Below are 19,640 nucleotides of genomic sequence, written 5' to 3' on the forward strand. Positions count from 1 at the left end.
CCTGGTGGTGGACGCCACGGGGCGGTCCGCGCGGACCCCGGCCTTCCTCGAACGCCACGGTTATCCACGTCCGGTCGAGGAGCGGATCGCGATCCAGGTCGCGTACTCGAGCCAACTGCTACGAATCCCCCGCGATGCCGTCGAGCAGAGATTGTTCTTGATCGCACCGGCACCCGAGCTGGCCGCCGCCGCGGCGCTGTTCGCCTACGAGAACGACACCTGGATGTTCACCGCGGTGGGTCTGACGGGAAACGACCCGCCGACCGATCCCGACGGCATGCGGGCGTTCGTCGCGCCGTTCGCACCGCAGGCGTTGCGTGCCGCACTCGACGCCGCGCAGCCACTGAGCCAGGTGTCCGGTTACCGCTATCCCGCCAGCGTACGTAGACGGTACGACCGGATACGCCGCTTTCCTCTCGGACTGCTGGTGACCGGCGACGCGATCTGCAGCTTCAATCCGGCCTACGGCCAAGGCATGTCGGTGGCGGCGCTCGAAGCACTCATCCTGCGTGACTGCCTGGAATCCGGAACCCGCGACCTGCACCGGCGTTTCCAGCATTCGGCGGCGAAACTGCTCGACCGGGTGTGGCAGATGGCCGCGGGTGCCGACCTCACCTTCCCTCAGGTCGAAGGGCCGCGACCGGTGTCCATCCGTCTCAACAACTGGTACACCGACCGCGTACTGACCGCAGCAGAGAGCGACACGACGGTCAGCGAGGCGTTCTTCCGGGTGATGAACCTCGTCGACCCGCCGACCCGGCTGCTGCGGCCGTCGGTCCTCGCGCGGTCGATCGCCGCCCGGTCACACCGTGCCCCTGCGACGGCGACAGGCCAGCTGAGCGCGGCCCCCGGGGGTCACGAGCGACCGCTAGTCGCTCTCGCCGCGCAGGGCGCGCCGCAGCAGGTGCATGGCCACGGTGGTGGACCGTTCCCGGATGTCGGAGCGGTTTCCCGGCAGCAGCAGCGTGCGGGTGATCGACGCACCCTCCGCGCGCACAGCGAAACACACTGTGCCGACCGGTTTTTCCGTGGAACCTCCGCCTGGTCCCGCGATTCCGGTGATCGCGACCGCGGTGTCGGCCTCGAAGTGGTGCATGGCGCCGGTGGCCATCGCCTTGGCAACGGGTTCGGAGACCGCACCGTGCTCGGCGATCAGCACCGGGTCGACGTTCAGCATCTCGGCCTTGGGGGTGTTGGCATAGGCGACGATGCCGCCCATCATGTACTGCGACGCTCCGGGCTGATCGGTCAGGCGGGCGGCCAGGAGCCCTGCCGTGCAGGATTCGGCGGTCGCGATGTGCCGGCCGACCAGCAGCGCGGCCACCTGCTGGTCGACGGTCGAACCGTCCTCGGAGTACACCGCGTCGCCGTGGCGATCACGCAGAACGTCGAGCAGTTGCCCGTACGCGTCGGCGGCGGCGGGTTCGTAGCGCGTGACGATCTCCAGTTCGCCGCGCCGCAGGCATGTGGTGATCTCCAGTTGGTCGAACCCGGCGATCGACTGCTCGGCGTCCCGCAGGGTCTCGGCGAGCCCGGACTCGGCGAGGCCGAACATCCGGATCATCTCCTGGCGGTACACCGTGCGGCCGGCGATCGCCTGGCGCACGGGTTCGGTGTCGACCGCACGCAACCACATGGGCTGCAACTCGCGTGGCGGACCGGGCAGCACGACGACAGTCGGGCTGCCGGGGCTCCCCTGCACCACGACGCCCGGAGCGGTGCCGACCGGTTCCAGGATCTCAGCTCCTTGCGGAATCAGCGCCTGCTTGCGGTTGGCGGTGCGCACGGCCTCGAAGTTCTCCTCGGACAGGTTCCGGCCCGCGGTCAACCGGCGCAGGATCGCAGCGATCCGCTCCTCGAGTGCCGCGTCGAGGACGAGTTCACGGCCACAGAACTCGGCGACCGTGGCCACCGTGAGGTCGTCGGCCGTGGGTCCGAGCCCGCCACTGGTGATGATCAGGTCGACGCACTCGTCGGCCAGGAACTTGAGCTGGGCGGCGATGTCGCCGGGGCGGTCGCCGCAGATCGTGATGTGTGCCAACTCAACGCCCAGCTCGAGAAGCTGGTCGGCCAGCCACGGGCCGTTGAGATCCTGGATCCGGCCGGTGAGGACCTCGGTTCCGGTGATGACGATGCCTGCACGTGCGCTCACGACGTGCACACTACGCACCGGGCAGATGCTCGTCGGCCGGTACAGGCCCGCGAGTCGGTCAGAATCCGTATCCCAGCTCTGCGGGCACATCGCCGGCGAAGGCCGCACCGAACTGTTGCAGCAGTTCGGAGTCCTTGCTGCGCAACCGGTTCGCCGCGGCGAATCCGTCGACGCGGTGTGCACCGAGATAGAGACCGCCGAGCACGTCGAGATCGATCTCGATGTCGGCCGGGGCATCCGTCGGCGTGCACCGCGCCCGGCCGCCGCTGATCTGCAGTGCGAAACGTCCACCGTCGCTGCGGAACCCGTCGGCGACGTCGAGCACGACGTCCAGATCGGCTTGGTAGCGGCGCGCTTCCAGTGCGGCGGGGACGTTCATGATGCGGATCCACAGGTCGTCGGCGCTGGCGGTGACCTGCGCCTGCCGTGGGTCGGTGAGCAGGTACGGCAACGGATCGTGGGGGTGCGTGCCGATGCTCACGCGGTCGATCAGATCGAGCCCCAGCAACGCGCGCCACAGCGCCGCGTGCGCGTCGGCGGTCACCGCGGTCAACTCGACGACGTGTGCCGATCTCCGGCCGTCCGGACCCCGGTCGACGCGGTAGAGCGCGTAACCGTCCTGGTGGCCGAACGCGAACAACTCGCCGCCACCGCGCCGCGACTCCGGCCGGTCGGCCAGCAGGTCGTCCCACAACGCATCGGGGCGCACCAAACCGCCAGGTGTGCGACGGCGCCAGCGGTCGTAGATGTCGGCGAGGCCGTCGCGGTGATCGGCAGGCACCAGCATCCGGACACCGCCCGGGTCGGGGGCCGCGGGATGGAATTGCGCGAGGCGCCGGTCGACCGACACGTGCTGCTCGATGGTCGCGACACCGTAGCCGAAGCGGCCGTAGATACCGCCCTCACTCGCGGTCAGCACGGCCAGTGGATAACCGGCGCGTGCGATGCGGTCGTGCAGTTCGGTGTACATCGCGCGCAGCACGCCCCGTCGGCGGTGTGTGGGTGCGACGGCCACGAAGCTGATACCGGCGACCGGCAGCACCTCGCCACCGGGAACGGTGAGCTGCATGTCCAGGTACAGCGACTGCCCGACAAAGGCGTCGTCGGTCTCGTCCGGAACCACCACGGTGGCGTCCGCGGGCACCATCGAGCGCCAGGCGGCCTGTGTCTGTTCGGGTTCGATGTCACCGAACGCGAAACGCGCCAGCAGCGCGATCCGCGTCCAGTCGTCGTCGGTGATGGTGTGAAGGGTGCGCGGCGTGATCACAGATCTCGAATGTGCCAGAGCGGCGAACGGGAAGCGACCGATTTACCGGAGGCTCAACGCTTGAGCCAGCTGTTCACCGTCTTCTGCTCACGGGTGTAGGTGGTCATGATGTCCTCTTGGTACAGCGTGGCCCCGCTGATCGTGGTGGAACCCTGCCAGACCACGCGGATCTTGTGGGTGCCGCGCATGAAGACGTCAACGCGGCCGAGGTCACGGTGCTGCCAGCCGGTGGTCTCGGCCAGTTCGCGCACGTCGTGTCGCTCATCGGTGGTTGTGGTCATGCCGTGAATCTTAGCTGCGGCCGATCGGCACGGTCACCGGGCGCGGGCGGGTGCCGCTCAGAGCTTGTGCGGAACGTCGTTGACCAGACCGCCGTCCATCACGAACTCCGCTCCGGTGGCGTAACGGGACTCGTCGCTGGCCAGGAACACCACGAAGCTGGAGACCTCGTCGACCTCGCCGGGGCGGCCCAGCGGGATCCGCAACATGTCGTCGGGAAAATGCTCGGTCATCGGGGTGCGGATGAAGCCGGGGTGGATCGAGTTCACGCGGATCTGATGCGCGCCGAGTTCGAGCGCGGCCGATTTGGTCAGGCCGCGCACTGCCCACTTCGAGGCGACATAGGGGTGCACCATGGGCGCACCGCGCAGACCCTCGATCGAGGACACGTTGATGATCGATCCGCCGCCTGCGGCCTTCATGGCGCCCACCGACGCCTGCATGCCCAAGAAGGTTCCCGTGAGGTTGACGTCGATGACGTTCTGCCACTTGGTCATGTCGAATTTGCCGATCGCGCCGAGCGCCACGATGCCCGCATTGTTGATCAGCACGTTGAGCAGACCGAAGTCGGTGGTCGCGGTGGCGACGGCGGTATCCCAGTCCTCGGCCTGCGTGACGTCGAGGTGCACGTAGCGGGCGGCGTCGCCCAATTCGGCGGCGAGTGCGGCACCTTCGTCATCCAGGATGTCGCCGATGACAACCTTGGCGCCCTCGGCGACCAGGGCCCTGGCGTGGGCCGCGCCCATGCCACGCGCACCGCCACTGATCAATGCAACTTTTCCGGCTACCCGTCCCATGACGCGTGAGGCTACCGCAGCGCACACATGAATTAGAACCTGTTCCAATTCTTGGTCCGAGTCGGCATACTTCGCCGTGCAGCCGCTGTGAAGGAGAGACACCATGGCCATTCGCGTCGCTCACGTCGGAACCGGGAACGTCGGCCGTCTGGCTCTCGCGGGGTTGCTCACCAACCCCCGTCACGAACTGGTCGCGCTGAGTGTCTCGACCGAGGCCAAGGTGGGCAGGGACGCGGGCGAGCTTGCCGGGCTGGATCTTCGCACCGGCGTCACGGCCACCGCGGGACTGGACGCGGTGATCGACGCCAAGCCGGATTGCGCGGTGTACTGCGCTATGGGCGACACTCGCGGCCCCGACGCGATCGCCGATGTGGTGCGCCTGCTGGCGGCGGGGATCAACGTCGTGGGCTCGGCACCCGTGGTGCTGCAGTTCCCGTGGAAGCTCATGCCCGGCAAGTACATCGCCGGTATCGAGGAGGCCGCGGCGGCAGGCGGTTCGAGCCTGTTCATCACGGGGGTCGACCCAGGCTTCGCCAACGATCTGATCCCGTTCGCGCTCGCGGGCACGTGTCAGAGCATCGAGCAGGTGCGCTGCATGGAGATCGCCGACTATGCGACATACGACGGCGCCACGGTCATGTTCGACGTCATGGGTTTCGGCAAGCCGCTGGACCACACGCCCATCCTGTTCCAGCCGGGGGTGCTGTCCATCGCGTGGGGCACCTCGATCCGCCAACTCGCGGCGGGACTCGGCATCGAGATCGACGACATCACCGAGGTGTGTGAGAAAGAGCCCGCCCCAGGGGATTTCGAGATCGCGGCCGGGCATGTCGCGAAGGGCTCTGTGGCCGCGCTGCGGTTCGAGATCCGCGGCATGGTCGCCGGTGAACCGGTGATCGTCATCGAGCACGTCACACGCCTACGCGGGGACCTGCGTCCGGACTGGCCCCAGCCCGCCCAGCCGGGTGGGTCCTACCGGGTCGAGATCGTCGGCGAGCCGTCCTATGCGGTAGACATCTGCCCCACGAGCCGCAAGGGCGACCACAACCACGCCGCGATCGTGGCGGCGGCCGGGCGGATCGTGAACGCCATTCCAGACGTGGTCGCCGCTCCCCCGGGCATCCGCACGACACTCGACATGCCGCTGGTCACCGGCAAGGGACTGTACAAGCCTGCCTGAGCAGTGATCACCAGCGCCGCGCGGGCATCCGCGCGAGCGACAGCACCGGCCAGCCGTGTTCGGCCGCGGCCGTCGCCAGGCCGGGGCGAGGGTTGACCGGGCGGGGGTGGCCCACCAGATGCATGAGCGCACAGTCCTCGGCGCCGTCGGCGTAGAAGAAACTGTGTCGCAGCTCGACCGAGTTCTGGACGCAGAAGTTCTGCACCACTTCGGCTTTGCGCGCACCCCAGATCACCGGTTTGACGATGTCCCCGGTCAACCGCCCGTGCTCGTCGGTTTCGAAGTGGTTGCACAGCACGTGGTCGATACCCAGATGCCGCGCGACCGGTTCGGCGTGGATGGTCAGCGCCGAGGAACTCAGCACCACGGTGTGGCCGCGGTCCTGATGCTTGCGCACGACGTCGCGCATGTGCGGATAGACGCGTGGCGATATGCGGTTTTCGAACAGTTCCTCGCCCAGCACGTCGAGGTCGGCCAGCGCCTCGCCCCGCAGATATCCGGCGGCACGAACGAGCAGCCGTTCGAAGGGCATACGGCCGATGCGGTAGCGCACCGACGCCTCGATGATCCCGAGGACTTCGCCGAAGGCGGCCTGCCTGCGGCGGATGCGGTGACCGGCGTGGGCCGTCGCGGTGAAGCCGTCGACGAGGGTGCCGTCCAGGTCGAAGAACGCCCCCACCGCGGCACCGCCGGGACCGTCGTCGATCTCCGCGAGGGATTCGTGCGGCGACAAGGTTGGTCCCATGGGTCAAGTAGATCAAGATGCCGTTGCGGCGGCGAATCATGGCTGAAAATGACTCATGACTCCGAACCCGGGCGATGCCAGGCCCGAACTGGTGGTCAACGACATCGCCGCGGTGGTCGCCACGGGCAGGTTCGACGAGGCGCTGGCCTGGTACGGCTGCATCTTCGGCCGTGAACCCGATCTGCGTCCGGTGGCGGGCGTGGCCGAATGGCAACTGACCGCGACGGCCTGGCTGCAGCTCATCACCGACGAGGCCAGGGCCGGACGGACAGCGGTGCGTTTCGGCGTCACCGACCTGGCCGACACCCGCGCCGCACTCGCGGGTCGCGGCCTGATCGCCGCGGCCGAACCGCGGGTGATCGCCGATTTGGTCGCGGTTCTCGAGATCACCGACCCCGACGGCAACGAAGTGTCATTCGTCCAGGAGCTCACCTGAAACACCGAGGGTTCGGCCCCACTGCCGCGTGGTGTGGTAGTAAATTAGAACACGTTTCAGTCTGGTCCTGACGACGACTCCGAAGACCCACCGAAGGAGCAGGTATGCACACCGCCCTCTGCGACGAGCTCGGCATCGAGTTCCCCATCTTTGCGTTCACCCACTGCCGCGACGTGGTCGTCGCGGTCAGCAAGGCGGGCGGGTTCGGCGTGCTCGGCGCCGTCGGGTACACCCCCGAACAGCTTGAGATCGAGCTCAACTGGATCGACGAGCACATCGGCGACCATCCGTACGGCGTCGACATCGTGATCCCCAACAAGTACGAGGGCATGGACGCCAACATGTCGGCCGACGAGCTGAAGGCGACACTCAACTCCCTCGTGCCCCAGGAACACCTCGACTTCGCCAAGAAGATCCTCGCCGATCACGGTGTGCCGACCGACGAGCTCGAGGACAACGCACTGCAGCTGCTGGGGTGGACCGAGGCGACCGCCACGCCGCAGGTCGAGATCGCGCTCAAGCACCCGAAGATGACGCTGATCGCCAATGCGCTCGGCACGCCGCCTGCCGACATGATCAAGCACATCCACGATTCGGGCCGGAAGGTCGCCGCACTGTGCGGTTCGCCGTCGCAGGCGCGTAAACACGCCGACGCGGGCGTGGACATCATCATCGCCCAGGGTGGCGAGGCCGGCGGTCACAGCGGCGAGGTGGGTTCGATCGTGTTGTGGCCGCAGGTGGTCAAGGAGGTCGCGCCCGTGCCGGTACTGGCCGCGGGCGGTATCGGCAGCGGCCAGCAGATCGCGGCCGCGCTGGCGCTCGGCGCGCAGGGCGCCTGGACCGGCTCACAGTGGGTCATGGTCGAGGAGTCGGAGAACACCCCGGTGCAGCACGCCGCCTACGTGAAGGCGACGAGCCGCGACACCGTGCGCAGCCGCTCGTTCACGGGCAAGCCGGCCCGCATGCTGCGCAACGACTGGACCGAGGCGTGGGAGAACCCCGAGAATCCCAAGCCGCTCGGCATGCCGCTGCAGTACATGGTGTCGGGCATGGCCGTGGCCGCCACCCACAAGTACCCCAACGAGTCCGTCGACGTCGCATTCAACCCGATCGGCCAGGTGGTGGGTCAGTTCACCAAGGTCGAGAAGACCTCGGCGGTGATCGAGCGCTGGGTGCAGGAGTACCTCGAGGCGACGAGCACGCTCAACGCCCTCAACGAGGCCGCCAGCGTGTAGCACGCCCCGTAGGCGACAAAAGGCTGCGAGTTCTCTCGCAGCCTTTTGTGTGTCTGGGGTCTTTCGCGCCGCCGTTCGATTATGTAGGGTTACATACATAACGGCCCGACGAATGAGAGGTGTCGACGTGGCCAGTCCCCGCGAACGCATGGTGCGGTCCGCAGCAGTCCTGATCCGTGAACGCGGCGCACATCCGACCGCGATCGCCGATGTGCTCGCCCACAGCGGCGCACCCCGCGGGTCGGCCTACCACTACTTTCCCGGCGGCCGTACGCAGTTACTTTGCGAGGCAATCGATTACGCGAGCGATCACGTCACGGCCCGGCTCGACCGGGCCACCGACACGTTCGCACTGCTCGACGACATGGTCGTCAGGTTCCGTGACCAGCTGCTCGCCAGCGACTTCCGCGCCGGATGCCCGGTCGTGGCGGTCGCGGTCGAGGCAGGCGACCCCGAGAAGGCCGACTCCGCCGACGCGGTGCGCGAACGCGCCGGCGCGGCGTTTCAGCGCTGGATCGCCCGCATCACCGCGCGCCTGTGCGACGACGGCGTGCCTGTCGAGCGCGCCGAGGAACTCGCGACGCTGATCACCACGTCCGTCGAGGGAGCCGTGCTGGTCGCGCGCACCACGCGCGACGTCAAGCCGCTCGAGCTCGTCCACCGCCAGCTGCGCGAACAACTCACCGCCGCGACCGGAAAGAAGGACCGCCCATGACCTCAGGTACGGCCACAGACGCGACCGGCACCGAGTGGCACCACACGGCCTGCATCCTGTGTGAGTGCAACTGCGGCATCGTCGTACAGGTCGAGAACCGCACGCTGGCGAAGATCCGTGGCGACAAGGACCATCCGGCATCGCGCGGCTACACGTGCAACAAGGCGCTGCGCCTGGACCACTATCAGAACAGCGCAGGACGGCCCACCACGCCGATGCGGCGCAGGCCCGACGGCGAGTTCGAACCCGTCGACTGGGACACCGCGATCGCCGAGGTGGCAGAGGGTTTCCAGCGGATCGCGAAAACATATGGCGGAGAGCGCATCTTCTATTACGGCGGAGGTGGTCAGGGCAACCACCTGGGCGGCGCGTACAGCGGGGCGTTCCTCAGGGCACTCGGGTCGCGGTACCGCTCCAACGCCCTGGCGCAGGAGAAGACCGGCGAGGCCTGGGTCGACGCGCACCTCTACGGCGGGCACACCCGCGGCGAGCTCGAGCACGCCGAGGTGTCGGTGTTCGTCGGCAAGAATCCGTGGATGTCGCAGAGCTTTCCGCGCGCCCGGGTGGTGCTCAACGAGATCGCCAGGGACCCTGCGCGCTCGATGATCGTCATCGATCCGGTGCTCACCGAGACCGCCGCGCTCGCCGACCATCACCTGCGTGTGCGTCCCGGCACCGATGCGTGGTGCCTGGCCGCGCTCGCTGCGGTGCTGGTGCAGGAAAACCTGTGCGACGAAGAGTTTCTCACCCAACACGTCCACGGCGCCGACGCCGTACGCGAGGTGCTGCGTGACGTCGACATCGCCGAGAACGCACGGCGCTGCGGGGTCGCCGAGGAGCAGATCCGCGCCGCGGCGCGGCGCATCGGACGGGCCACGAGTGTGTCGGTGTTCGAGGATCTCGGTGTGCAGCAGGCCCCGAACTCGACCCTGTGCTCGTATCTCGACAAGCTGCTGTGGATCCTGACCGGCAACTTCGCCAAACCCGGTGGACAGCACTTGCATTCGACGTTCGCGCCGCTGTTCGGCAAGTCCGGTGTGGGGCGCACGCCGGTCACCGGCGCCCCTGTCATCGCCGGCCTGGTGCCCAGCAACGTGGTGCCCGAGGAGATCCTGACCGATCACCCGGACCGGTTCCGCGCGATGATCGTCGAGAGCAGCAACCCCGCACATTCGGTCGCCGACTCGGCCAGGGTGCGTGCGGCGCTGCAGGAGCTCGAACTGCTGGTGGTCATCGATGTCGCCATGACCGAGACCGCGCGGCTCGCCGACTACGTGCTGCCCGCCGCGACACAGTTCGAGAAGGCCGAGGCCACGTTCTTCAACCTGGAGTTCCCGCACAACACGTTTCATCTGCGGCACCGCTTGTTCGAACCACTGCAGGGCACGCTGCCCGAGCCCGAGATCTGGGCGCGGCTGGTACGCGCTCTCGGCGTGGTCGACGAGGCCGAGCTCCAGCCGTTGCGCAGGGCCGCCGAAGCGGGCCTGGCAGAGTTCACGGCGGCGTTCTTCACGGCTGTGGCGAGCAACCCGACGCTGTCGAAGGTGCTGCCCTTCGTGCTGTACGAAACGCTCGGTCCGGCGCTGCCCGACGGCATGGCCGGGGCGGCCGCGCTGTGGGGCCTGGCGCAGAAGACCGCGATGACCTACCCGGATGCCGTGCGCCGCGCCGGCCATGCCGACGGCAACGCGTTGTTCGAGGCCATCCTGGCCAATCCGGCCGGTGTGACGTTCACCGTGCACGAGTACGCCGAGGACTTCACCCTGATCGATCACCCGGACCACAAGATCGCGCTGGAGATCCCGGAGATGCTCGACGAGATCCGCGCATTGCGCAACCAGCAGGCACCTTTGACCAGCTCCGAATTCCCGATCGTGCTGTCGGCCGGGGAACGTCGCGCGTACACCGCCAACGACATCATCCGCGACCCGGCATGGCGCAGACGAGATCCCGACGGCGCCTTGCGCGTCAGCCCTCACGATGCCGAGGAGCTGGGGCTGGCCGACGGTGGACGGGCCCGCATCACCACCGCCGCAGGCACCGCGGTGGCGCGCGTGGAGATCTCCGACGCGATGCTGCCCGGGCATGCGTCGCTGCCGAACGGGCTGGGGCTCGATTACCGCGACGGTGATCGCGTGGTGGTACCGGGCGTGGCGCCCAATGCGCTCACTTCGACCGAGTGGCGCGACCCGTACGCGGGAACGCCGTGGCACAAGCACGTGCCCGCGCGTCTCGAAGCGGTGTGAGCGCGAGGACCCCGACGCCGAGGGCGACGACAACGCCGTTCACGCGCCCGTTCGGCGACAGTTTCGTCGCTCTCGGCGATCGGTCAGGGCGCGGGCGCCACTGGTGCGGCGACGGGGGCGGCCGGCGGCGGCACGACCGGCGCTGCCGGCGCAGGTGGCTGGGGTCCCGGCGCCAGACCCGCGGGTGGCGGTGTGCCCGGGTCGAGTGGGCGCTGAGTCAGCAGGAACAGCGCCTCGTTGAAGCTGACGTCCTGGGTCTGCATGGCATGCCAGATCTCACGCAGATACGACATGGTGCGGCCCTGCGGCGGCCCGACCGGAACCTCCGACGTTCCCGGCGGCAGGTTGTCGGGGCTGGCCAGATGCGGTGTGCCCTCCTCGGCGACCACGGGCGTCGGCGGCGAGGGCTCCGGATCGGCCAGCGCCGCGGGCGCCCCCAGCAGCACGCTCAGGCCGACACCCCCGCCGGCAGCCAGGCACACAACTGTGCGCTCGATGAGCTTGTGTCGCACTGCGGTCCCCTTTCGTCCGCCTGACGCTCCTATGGCGATTGTTCTCCCGAGCGCCCCGCGGTGTTACAGAAATGGCTGATGTGGCTGCAGTGAGCGCACGGAGCCGGGCATCAGAACACGTTCCAGAAAATGCCACCTCCGGGTCCGCGAGTTTTCCCAACCTCCGGCGAACTGTGGGTTTGGTGGTGTAGCAATGGGGAACGTGAACTAGACGCCGTACCGAGGAGATCCCGGTGGTCATGAGCGATAGTGCCCTTCACCTGCCCGCGGGCTTCGACTTCACGGACCCCGACATCTATGCCGAGCGGTTACCGGTCGACGAACTCGCCGAACTGCGTCGCGTGGCTCCGATCTGGTGGAACGCCCAACCCATCGGCGCGGGCGGCTTCGACGACGGCGGCTTCTGGGTGGTCACCAAGCACAAGGACGTCAAGGAGATCTCGTTGCGCAGCGACGTCTTCTCCAGCCTGGAGAAGACCGCGCTGCCGCGTTATCCCGAAGGGACCGTTCAAGATCAGATCGAGCAGGGCAGGTTCGTGTTGCTCAACATGGACGCCCCGCATCACACCCATCTGCGCAAGATCATCTCCAGGGCCTTCACGCCGAGGGCCGTCGAACGGCTGCGTGACGACCTCGCCGAGCGTGCCCGCGCCATCGTGCGCGCCGCCGCGGAGGAGGGTTCGGGCGACTTCGTCGAACAGGTCGCGTGCGAGTTGCCGCTGCAGGCCATCGCGGGCCTGATGGGCGTGCCACAGGAGGACCGCCGGAAACTGTTCGACTGGTCGAATCAGATGGTGGGAAACCAGGATCCGGAGTTCGTGGCCAACGACGGCGCGAGTGCCGCGGTCGAGTTGATCACCTACGGCATGCAGTTGGCGGCCCAGCGCGCCGCCGCGCCGGGCGACGATCTGGTGACCAAGCTGGTGCAGGCCGACGTCGAAGGGCACAAACTCTCCGACGACGAGTTCGGGTTCTTCGTCGTCCTGCTCGCCGTGGCGGGTAACGAGACGACGCGCAACTCGATCACGCAGGGCATGATGGCGTTCACCGACCATCGCGACCAATGGGAACTGTTCAAACGTGAGCGCCCGGTCACCACGGCCGACGAGATCGTGCGCTGGGCGACGCCGGTGACGTCGTTCCAGCGCACCGCACTTGCCGACACCGAGGTGAGCGGGGTGCGGATCAAGAAGGGCCAGCGGGTGGTGATGTTCTACCGCTCAGCGAATTTCGACGAAGACGTCTTCACCGACCCGTACCGGTTCGACATCCTGCGCGACCCCAACCCACACGTCGGGTTCGGCGGCACCGGTGCGCACTACTGCATCGGCGCCAACCTGGCCCGCATGACGATCGACCTCATCTTCAACGCGATCGCCGACGAGATGCCCGACCTGACACCGATATCCGAACCGGTGCGGTTGCGATCGGGCTGGCTCAACGGCATCAAACACTGGCAGGTCGATTATCGCGGTGATGCTGCGAAACACCGCGCGGCGCAGGCGTCGTCGCAGGCAGATCGATGATCGATCGCCAATAGTCCTCGCTGATCTCGGCATTCGACCGCAGTACCATGGCCAGACCGGTGGCCATCGCGATACCGAGCAACCCCAGCCACAGCCCGGCGAGCGCGATCACCACCCACAGCACCGTGGTGACGACGGGCCACGGCGAGACCACGGCGAGTACGGGCGCGAAGAAGAATCCGGTACCCACGTACCAGGCCGACCCTGCCCGGTCGGCCATCAGCACATACCGCAGCCACCGCGGGATCGGATCTCGTGGCGACGCGTGAACCGGGCGAGTGGAAGGATTCCGTCGGGACGTCGGGGTGGGCATGTGACCTCCTGCTTCTGGAAGACACATCCACGGTCGCGCCTTTCGGGTAATCGCCGCAATTACCTCGCAGGTAGTGGCCTACGGGCACGCCATCGGTGAGACTCGAGGAGTGACCAGCACCGTTCCCGGCACCTCGATCGGTTCGCTCGTGCGTCAGTGGCGGCAGCGACGGCGGATCAGCCAACTCGACCTCGCGATCGAGGCCGACGTGTCGCCGCGCCATGTCAGCTTCATCGAGACCGGACGCGCACAGCCCAGCCGCGCCATGGTCCTGCGTCTGGCCGAAGCGCTCGACGTGCCGCGCCGTGAGCAGAACCAATTGCTGCTCGCGGCAGGGCTTGCGCCCGTGTACGCCGAACGGTCGCTCGACGACCCCGAGATGACCGCGGTGCGCGACGGCCTCATGCGCGTGCTGGACGCGTATGACCCGTACCCCTGCGTGGCCGTGGATCGCGAGTGGAACCTGTTGCGCGCCAACGCCGGGGCCGGCGTCATGCTCGATGGGGTCGCGCCGCACCTGCTGGAGCGGCCCAACGCGCTGCGCATCACGCTGCACCCCGAGGGCATGGCGCCGCGGATCCGCAATCTCGCCGAATGGCGCCACCATCTGATCAGCCGGTTGCGCCGCGAGGTGGCGGTGAGCGGATCCGGCGGACTGGCCGCCCTCCTGGCCGAGATCGAGTCCTATCCCGGCGGATTCGCCACCAAGCACGATCTGGGCGGCGTCGCCGTGCCGTTGGAGTTGGACACCGGGCGCGGCGAGGTGCTGACGTTCTTGAGCACCGTGACGACGTTCGGCACGGCACTGGACCTGACCGCGGCCGAGCTGAGCGTCGAGGCGTTCCTGCCTGCCGACGAGCAGACCGCCGCGGCCCTGCGGGGATGATTTCGCGCAGGTGACGCCGGGTTCTCGCTGCGCGCAAGAGTTCTGGTCTGCGGTGATCAAATCATTGCCGAAGGTGACGTGAGCCCGCATCGTGACGGCATGACTGCCACCACCGATGCACCATCGACCCTCACCCCGGCGCGCATCTCGCGGCTGCGGGTGCCCGAACTCGAGGAACTCCAGAACGCGAACGTGCGAGGGTTCTTCACCCGCCAGCAGCGCGAGGAAGGGTTGACCTCCAACTGGTTCCGCGCACTGTCACTCAACGAGGACGATCTGGGCCGCCTGAACGGCTATCTGCTGCCCATCCTGGGCGCGGACGGGCGCGGCGGGCTGACCGCCCGTGAACGCGAGGTGATCGCGACCGTGGTGTCCGGGGAGAACCGGTGCGCGTACTGCCACACCAACCACGCCAACAAGCTCGGCAAGGTCGCCGGCGACTGGTCGTTCGGCCAGCGCGTCGCGATCGACCACACCCAGGTCGCCGAACTCACCGAGCGCGAGCGTGCGCTGGGTGACCTGGCCGTGCTGGTCAACAACCACCCCCAGCAGATCCGCGGCGAGGACTTCGACCGATTGCGGCGACTCGGCCTCGACGACCACCTCATTCTCGAGGCGATCTCGATCGCGGCGTTCATCGGCGCGACCAACCGCATCGGCATCGCGCTGTCGGTGCCGCCGAACCCCGAGTACACAGGAATTCCGCAGTGAACCACTGGTAAGACCACTTGACCCCTTGACCTCCTGACCATGGCGGGGCAGCATGGCCGTCATGGCCCTGCAACCCGTGAACCGCAGATCGGTGCCAGAGGACGTGTTCGAACAGATCGTGTCCGAGGTGCTCACAGGCGAGATGCGGCCCGGCGAATCACTGCCGAGCGAACGCAGGCTCGCCGAGGTGCTCGGGGTCTCACGCCCCGCGGTACGTGAGGCGATCAAGCGCCTCACGGCCGCGGGACTGGTCGAGGTCCGTCAGGGTGACGCGACCACGGTGCGCGACTTCCGGCGTCATGCCGGCATGGATCTTCTGCCCCGTCTGCTGTTCCGCGCCGGTGAACTCGACACGTCCGTGGTGCGCAGCATCCTCGAGACGCGGCTGCACAACGGGCCCAAGGTCGCCGAGCTCGCCGCCGAACGCCGCGGCCCGGAGCTCGTCGGACAACTCACCGCTGTGGTGCACGCGCTGGAGGCCGAAATTGATCCGATCCAGCGGCAGCGCCACGCGATGACCTTCTGGGACCACGTCGTGGACGGGGCGGACTCGATCGCGTTCCGGCTCATGTTCAACACGCTGCGAGAGACGTACGAACCGGTGCTGCCCGCACTCGCCGCCGTGATGGCCGGGGAGGTCGCCGACCCCGACTCCTACCGCGCCATCACCAGGGCGATCTCCGACCGCGACGCCGACGCCGCGCGCGGTGCCGCACAAAACCTGCTGGAGCCGGCCACGCACGCCCTGCTCGGAGCGCTCGATGCACTGGAGGCCGCACGATGAGCCGGCGGGATTTCACGCTCGCCGACGCAGGCAGGGAGTTCGTCAGGCACCCCTCCCCCTGGATGATCGGCGTGACACTCGCGGCCGCGGCCACCGCGCGGACGATCGCCGGCGACTGGCAGGTCACCGACGCGGTGGTGCCCTTGGTGATGGTCGGGGTCTTCCCGCTGGCCGAGTGGGTCATCCACGTGGCCATACTGCACTGGCGGCCACGACGATTGGGCCCGGTGGTGGTGGACACCAGACTGGCCAGGGATCACCGCAGACACCACGCCGAACCACGCGACGTCCCGCTGATCTTCATCCCGTGGCCGACGCTGCTGTGGCTGCTGCCCGTCGCGACGGCCGTTGCGCTCGTGGCGTTTCCGCGGCCCGGTCTGGGCCTGACCTTCCTGACGCTGCTGACGGCCCTCGGATTGGGCTACGAGTGGTGCCACTACCTGATCCACAGTGATTACAAACCCAGATCCGATGTGTACCGGGCGATCTGGCGCAACCACCGCAGGCACCACTTCAAGAACGAGCACTACTGGTTCACGGTCACCAGTGCGGGAACCGCCGACCGGGTTCTCGGGACCTGCCCCGACCCGGCTACCGTGCTGACTTCACCGACCGCCAGGCAGCTGCACGTCACGCCTGCACGATGATCGGATCACCCACACTGACCATGTCGTAGTACCACGCCGCGTTGTCCGGGCTCAGGTTGATGCAGCCGTGGCTGACGTTGGCATATCCCTGCGAGCCGACCGACCACGGCGCGGAGTGCACGTAGACCCCACCCCATGTGACCCGCACGGCGTGGTTGACCGTGAGCTTGTATCCCTCAGGGTCGCTCAAAGGGATGCCGATGGTCCGCGAATCCATCACTACCACAGGTTCTTTGGCCAGTGCGGTGAAGGTTCCCCTTGGCGTGGGGAATTTCGGCTTGCCCATGGAGGCGGGCATCTTCCGCAGAACCTCGCCGTCGACGCTGACCGTGAAGGTGTGGGCATCGATGTCGGCGACACCGAGAACCTCGGCGCCGGTGTTGAAACTCGTCTTCACGCCGCCGACCGACAGCGAGATGGTCGAGTGTGCGGGCCAGAACTCGTCGGGAGTCCATTCCATGACCGCGGCCTCTGGCCAGCGGAACCGGCCGGCGGAGGTGTCCGTCGAGGCGATCCGCAGGCTGCGTTCGGCACTCCGGCGGTCGGTGACCGGCTCGGCGAACCGGACCGTCACCGGATGGGCCACCCCGACCACCGCACCCGCGGCAGGTTCGACCTGTGCAACCTCCACCGGGGTGCTCACGGCCGCGGACGCGACGTTAACCGGAACAGCGGTGGCCGCGACGGCGAGACCGACCGCCGCAAACAGTTTCCAGACCGAACCCCGACCTGACCTGGATCCGCGCCCTAGCGAGTTGAGCATTCTTCCAGTGTAGGTTGTCGAAACGACCATGCCCGGTAAACACCTGGCGACACGGCTTCCGGCCGCACCGGCCCGACGGGGTGAAGGTTGCATACCCGGTCATCGGTGTGGAATGCCCAAGCGTTTCATCCGATGTCGGCCCGGCCTGCGGCGAGTGCGCGTGTGAGCGCCATCAGCGCGTAGCCACAGCCTGCGAACACCACGCCGAGAAGAGCGATGTTGGTCAGCACCGCCCACGGCCCGACAGCGGCGGGGTCCAGGAAGTAATACGGCACCCGGCGCCCGGCACCACTGAGCACCAGCAACGCCACCGCTGCGTAAACAGCCGGATACAGCAACCACGTCAACGGTTGCCACCACCGGATCGCACCCTGGACGCCGTGCGCCATCAGCCACTCCGCGACGGCGAGCACGGGGACGACCACGTGCAGCAGCACATTCGCGGGCGTGTAGCCCATACTCACCTGGGCGAGAAAGAGATTCCAGATCACGCCCGCCATCACCACATGGAGCACCACGCCGCCACGAAGACCCGCGCGTGTGTCCGCACGCGGCGAGACCAGGGTCCACAGGTAGAACGCGGCCGCCATGAGATTCGCCTGGTAGGTGAACGTGATGAGCCGCCACAGCACGCCCGAGCGGGTGGAGTACTCGACCACGACCAGCGCGGCCACCACAGCCGCGACGATGCAGATCCGGATGCCGAGCCGCAGCCGGGTGCGCAGGTTCACCTGATCGAGCGTAACCGTCGCCGTCAGGGAGCCGGTGGCGCCTCGGGCGCGGGCTCCGGTTCCACGGGGGCCGGTTCGGCCGGGGGCGGATCGGGCGGTGGGACGTCCGCCGGTGGCGGCGGATCCGCAGCGGGCGGGGCCTCGGGAGCCGGCGGCGGCTCAGGCGGGGCCTCGGGAGCCGGTGCATCGTCGACCGGGGGTGCAGGGGGTGCGCCGGGCGGGGGTATGGGTGTGATCTCCGCCGGCGGTGGCGGTTCGCCGATCACCATCTGCTCGGGAACATCCGGCTCGCCACGCAACCGGTCGCGGATGCGGCTGAGCAACGGCTTCTTCGTCGGCGGTGCGGGGATGACCACAGGCGGTGGCAACGCGGTCGCCGCGTCCGGCAGTGGCAACTGTGGGGGCAGCTGCGGAAGCGCCTGCTCGACCGGCGATTCGGCAACGTCGGCGAGCGGTGGATCGACTGCCGGCGGCACGGCCTCGGCGACCTCCGCCGCCGGCGGCGCCTGTGGGGGCGGAGGGGGCGCCGCGGGCAGAGCAGGGGGCAGTTGCCGCACGGCGGCGGGTGTGCCCGAGGTGTTCACCACCGGGCGTGTCGGCCGCTCGAAGGCCTGTTCACGCGGCGACATCTGCTGACTTATGGCCAGAGACAGCGAGACGACGAACGTCACGACCCCTACCAGGAGCATCGCCGCGGGCGCCAACTGCCGACTGGTCCACCGCGACCGCTGCTGATCGGCCTTGTCGGGGAACATGAATCGGCCGCGGCGTGCCGATACGAGTGCCGCACCGCGCGCGAGAGCGAGATCCCCGTCGGCCGGGGTGAAGACCGGAATACCAAGCGCGGCTTGCAACTTCGGCATCAAGCGGTCGACGTCGGCGTCGAGGTCGACGGCCGATCCGACCACCACAAGCGCATCGGGCACGCGCCCGGAGGCCGCCAGCAGACGTTCGAGCCAACCGACCAGACCACGCACGCTCCCGATCGCCCTGCTGCGGGCCGTGTCCACCACACCGTCGCGCCGGTCGACCGTGAGGGCCAGTGCGCCTTCCGGTTCGAAGACGCACACCACGGTGGTCGCGAATCCGGCCATGTCGGCGATGCTGTTGGCGAGCGCGTCGGTTGCCTGCCGGAACCGCACATCGACGACATTGTCGAAGCCGGCCTCGTTCAGGTCGCCGACCAGTTCGGCCGCTTGCATGTCCGCGCCGTCGCTCCACGTCACACCGATGGACCGCAGCCTTCTGCCGTTGTCTGCGGCCACGTTCTCCGCACGCGCGACCGTCGCGACGATCTCTTTCCGGGCGGCGCGGGCACGGCTCAGGTCCAGACCTGCCACGTCGAACAGCTCGAGATCGAGGTTCACGGCCTCGAAGTCGGCCGCCGAATCCCCCTCGACCAGCACCATGCCGACGGTGGAGGGCGTCACCGAGACGCCGATCACCGCGTCCACCTACACCCCCTTGGAGCAGTGGCCACGCGGTCCCGACCGAGCGAGATGACACCGCTGGCCGGACCCGCCGCATGTGGCCGTCGTCCACCTGTTCCGAGCCGACCTTACCGGTGCTCCACTCGCCCCGCGCACCCGGGCTCTGCCCTTACGGACGCGAAATGTGCTGTGCCACAGAACACCCTGCACACAGCGGGCTTTCCGTTTGCCCACCGGATCGCTGGATTTTCTGCGCTTCCCGCCGATGCGCTCACCGAGCGTGGC

General features: G+C 68.1%; 20 protein-coding genes. 10 read left to right on the top strand and 10 right to left on the bottom strand.

The window, feature by feature from the left end:
• Positions 1 to 868: 868 nt before the first annotated feature.
• Genes AT701_RS17540 through AT701_RS17555 form a run of 4 tightly spaced genes read right to left on the bottom strand, consistent with a single transcriptional unit; the run spans position 869 to position 4,495 of the window.
• On the bottom strand, positions 869 to 2,152 hold the full coding sequence (locus AT701_RS17540; RefSeq protein WP_174519597.1) for a competence/damage-inducible protein A: 1,284 nt from the start codon (positions 2,150 to 2,152) through the stop codon (positions 869 to 871).
• Positions 2,153 to 2,210: 58 nt separating this feature from the next.
• On the bottom strand, positions 2,211 to 3,419 hold the full coding sequence (locus AT701_RS17545; protein ID WP_058126303.1) for an enhanced intracellular survival protein Eis: 1,209 nt from the start codon (positions 3,417 to 3,419) through the stop codon (positions 2,211 to 2,213).
• A gap of 53 nt (positions 3,420 to 3,472) precedes the next feature.
• The gene (locus tag AT701_RS17550) at positions 3,473 to 3,700 is read right to left on the bottom strand and encodes a hypothetical protein (RefSeq protein WP_058126304.1); all 228 of its coding nucleotides are present in this window, start codon (positions 3,698 to 3,700) and stop codon (positions 3,473 to 3,475) included.
• A 57-nt stretch (positions 3,701 to 3,757) separates the two neighbouring features.
• Positions 3,758 to 4,495: a glucose 1-dehydrogenase gene (locus AT701_RS17555; protein ID WP_011729123.1), complete on the bottom strand. Its 738-nt coding sequence runs from the start codon at positions 4,493 to 4,495 to the stop codon at positions 3,758 to 3,760.
• Between the two features lie 103 nt (positions 4,496 to 4,598).
• Between AT701_RS17555 and AT701_RS17560 the strand changes: the two genes are divergently transcribed.
• Positions 4,599 to 5,675, top strand: coding sequence for an NAD(P)H-dependent amine dehydrogenase family protein (locus AT701_RS17560; RefSeq protein ID WP_003894968.1), 1,077 nt, complete (start codon positions 4,599 to 4,601; stop codon positions 5,673 to 5,675).
• Positions 5,676 to 5,682: 7 nt separating this feature from the next.
• Here AT701_RS17560 and AT701_RS17565 read toward each other — a convergent pair whose 3' ends face one another.
• Positions 5,683 to 6,420, bottom strand: a complete 738-nt coding sequence (locus tag AT701_RS17565) for an HAD family hydrolase (RefSeq protein ID WP_003894969.1) — start codon at positions 6,418 to 6,420, stop codon at positions 5,683 to 5,685.
• 55 nt (positions 6,421 to 6,475) lie between these two features.
• On the opposite strand from AT701_RS17565, the gene AT701_RS17570 reads away from it, so the two are divergent.
• From AT701_RS17570 to AT701_RS17585, 4 genes are all read left to right on the top strand, one after another.
• Entirely contained in the window at positions 6,476 to 6,856 is a 381-nt protein-coding gene (locus tag AT701_RS17570; RefSeq protein WP_003894970.1) for a VOC family protein, read from the top strand.
• 104 nt (positions 6,857 to 6,960) lie between these two features.
• Positions 6,961 to 8,091, top strand: a complete 1,131-nt coding sequence (locus AT701_RS17575) for a nitronate monooxygenase (RefSeq protein WP_003894971.1) — start codon at positions 6,961 to 6,963, stop codon at positions 8,089 to 8,091.
• 127 nt (positions 8,092 to 8,218) lie between these two features.
• Positions 8,219 to 8,806, top strand: a complete 588-nt coding sequence (locus tag AT701_RS17580) for a TetR/AcrR family transcriptional regulator (protein ID WP_058127654.1) — start codon at positions 8,219 to 8,221, stop codon at positions 8,804 to 8,806.
• On the top strand, positions 8,803 to 11,052 hold the full coding sequence (locus tag AT701_RS17585) for a molybdopterin-dependent oxidoreductase (protein ID WP_058126305.1): 2,250 nt from the start codon (positions 8,803 to 8,805) through the stop codon (positions 11,050 to 11,052). The genes AT701_RS17580 and AT701_RS17585 overlap by 4 nt, the downstream gene beginning before the upstream one ends.
• A gap of 83 nt (positions 11,053 to 11,135) precedes the next feature.
• On the opposite strand, the gene AT701_RS17590 is transcribed toward AT701_RS17585, so the two are convergent.
• A complete protein-coding gene (locus AT701_RS17590; protein WP_011729128.1) occupies positions 11,136 to 11,564 on the bottom strand; it encodes a dopamine receptor D4 in 429 nt (142 codons plus the stop codon).
• Positions 11,565 to 11,803: 239 nt separating this feature from the next.
• On the opposite strand from AT701_RS17590, the gene AT701_RS17595 reads away from it, so the two are divergent.
• The gene (locus AT701_RS17595; RefSeq protein WP_014877729.1) at positions 11,804 to 13,090 is read left to right on the top strand and encodes a cytochrome P450; all 1,287 of its coding nucleotides are present in this window, start codon (positions 11,804 to 11,806) and stop codon (positions 13,088 to 13,090) included.
• On the opposite strand, the gene AT701_RS17600 is transcribed toward AT701_RS17595, so the two are convergent.
• Complete coding sequence (locus AT701_RS17600) at positions 13,011 to 13,310, bottom strand: hypothetical protein (RefSeq protein WP_223496147.1); 300 nt, start codon at positions 13,308 to 13,310, stop codon at positions 13,011 to 13,013. The two genes, AT701_RS17595 and AT701_RS17600, sit on opposite strands and share 80 nt — an antisense overlap.
• A gap of 202 nt (positions 13,311 to 13,512) precedes the next feature.
• On the opposite strand from AT701_RS17600, the gene AT701_RS17605 reads away from it, so the two are divergent.
• The 4 genes from AT701_RS17605 to AT701_RS17620 all read left to right on the top strand — a co-directional run bounded on the left by AT701_RS17605 (position 13,513) and on the right by AT701_RS17620 (position 16,431).
• On the top strand, positions 13,513 to 14,289 hold the full coding sequence (locus AT701_RS17605; protein ID WP_058126306.1) for a helix-turn-helix domain-containing protein: 777 nt from the start codon (positions 13,513 to 13,515) through the stop codon (positions 14,287 to 14,289).
• Between the two features lie 99 nt (positions 14,290 to 14,388).
• Positions 14,389 to 15,000: a peroxidase-related enzyme gene (locus AT701_RS17610; RefSeq protein ID WP_058126307.1), complete on the top strand. Its 612-nt coding sequence runs from the start codon at positions 14,389 to 14,391 to the stop codon at positions 14,998 to 15,000.
• A 61-nt stretch (positions 15,001 to 15,061) separates the two neighbouring features.
• Complete coding sequence (locus AT701_RS17615; RefSeq protein WP_058127655.1) at positions 15,062 to 15,784, top strand: FadR/GntR family transcriptional regulator; 723 nt, start codon at positions 15,062 to 15,064, stop codon at positions 15,782 to 15,784.
• Positions 15,781 to 16,431: a sterol desaturase family protein gene (locus tag AT701_RS17620; RefSeq protein WP_058126308.1), complete on the top strand. Its 651-nt coding sequence runs from the start codon at positions 15,781 to 15,783 to the stop codon at positions 16,429 to 16,431. The genes AT701_RS17615 and AT701_RS17620 overlap by 4 nt, the downstream gene beginning before the upstream one ends.
• On the opposite strand, the gene AT701_RS17625 is transcribed toward AT701_RS17620, so the two are convergent.
• The 3 genes from AT701_RS17625 to AT701_RS17635 form a co-directional block, all read right to left on the bottom strand.
• Complete coding sequence (locus tag AT701_RS17625) at positions 16,415 to 17,194, bottom strand: L,D-transpeptidase (protein WP_011729134.1); 780 nt, start codon at positions 17,192 to 17,194, stop codon at positions 16,415 to 16,417. The two genes, AT701_RS17620 and AT701_RS17625, sit on opposite strands and share 17 nt — an antisense overlap.
• A 125-nt stretch (positions 17,195 to 17,319) precedes the next feature.
• Positions 17,320 to 17,925, bottom strand: coding sequence for a Pr6Pr family membrane protein (locus AT701_RS17630; protein ID WP_058126309.1), 606 nt, complete (start codon positions 17,923 to 17,925; stop codon positions 17,320 to 17,322).
• Positions 17,926 to 17,948: 23 nt separating this feature from the next.
• Complete coding sequence (locus AT701_RS17635) at positions 17,949 to 19,379, bottom strand: DUF7159 family protein (protein ID WP_011729136.1); 1,431 nt, start codon at positions 19,377 to 19,379, stop codon at positions 17,949 to 17,951.
• Positions 19,380 to 19,640 lie beyond the last annotated feature (261 nt).

The sequence above is a fragment of the Mycolicibacterium smegmatis genome (genome assembly GCF_001457595.1).
Lineage (GTDB): Bacteria > Actinomycetota > Actinomycetes > Mycobacteriales > Mycobacteriaceae > Mycobacterium > Mycobacterium smegmatis.

What these genes read in the sequence shown, in the direction of transcription:
- AT701_RS17550 (WP_058126304.1), bottom strand. Translation starts at nt 3,700, where the DNA reads ATGACCACAACCACCGATGAGCGACACGACGTGCGCGAACTGGCCGAG.
- AT701_RS17555 (WP_011729123.1), bottom strand. Translation starts at nt 4,495, where the DNA reads ATGGGACGGGTAGCCGGAAAAGTTGCATTGATCAGTGGCGGTGCGCGT.
- AT701_RS17560 (WP_003894968.1), top strand. Translation starts at nt 4,599, where the DNA reads ATGGCCATTCGCGTCGCTCACGTCGGAACCGGGAACGTCGGCCGTCTG.
- AT701_RS17565 (WP_003894969.1), bottom strand. Translation starts at nt 6,420, where the DNA reads ATGGGACCAACCTTGTCGCCGCACGAATCCCTCGCGGAGATCGACGAC.
- AT701_RS17570 (WP_003894970.1), top strand. Translation starts at nt 6,476, where the DNA reads ATGACTCCGAACCCGGGCGATGCCAGGCCCGAACTGGTGGTCAACGAC.
- AT701_RS17575 (WP_003894971.1), top strand. Translation starts at nt 6,961, where the DNA reads ATGCACACCGCCCTCTGCGACGAGCTCGGCATCGAGTTCCCCATCTTT.
- AT701_RS17585 (WP_058126305.1), top strand. Translation starts at nt 8,803, where the DNA reads ATGACCTCAGGTACGGCCACAGACGCGACCGGCACCGAGTGGCACCAC.
- AT701_RS17595 (WP_014877729.1), top strand. Translation starts at nt 11,804, where the DNA reads ATGAGCGATAGTGCCCTTCACCTGCCCGCGGGCTTCGACTTCACGGAC.
- AT701_RS17600 (WP_223496147.1), bottom strand. Translation starts at nt 13,310, where the DNA reads ATGGCCGACCGGGCAGGGTCGGCCTGGTACGTGGGTACCGGATTCTTC.
- AT701_RS17610 (WP_058126307.1), top strand. Translation starts at nt 14,389, where the DNA reads ATGACTGCCACCACCGATGCACCATCGACCCTCACCCCGGCGCGCATC.
- AT701_RS17615 (WP_058127655.1), top strand. Translation starts at nt 15,062, where the DNA reads ATGGCCCTGCAACCCGTGAACCGCAGATCGGTGCCAGAGGACGTGTTC.
- AT701_RS17620 (WP_058126308.1), top strand. Translation starts at nt 15,781, where the DNA reads ATGAGCCGGCGGGATTTCACGCTCGCCGACGCAGGCAGGGAGTTCGTC.
- AT701_RS17625 (WP_011729134.1), bottom strand. Translation starts at nt 17,194, where the DNA reads ATGCTCAACTCGCTAGGGCGCGGATCCAGGTCAGGTCGGGGTTCGGTC.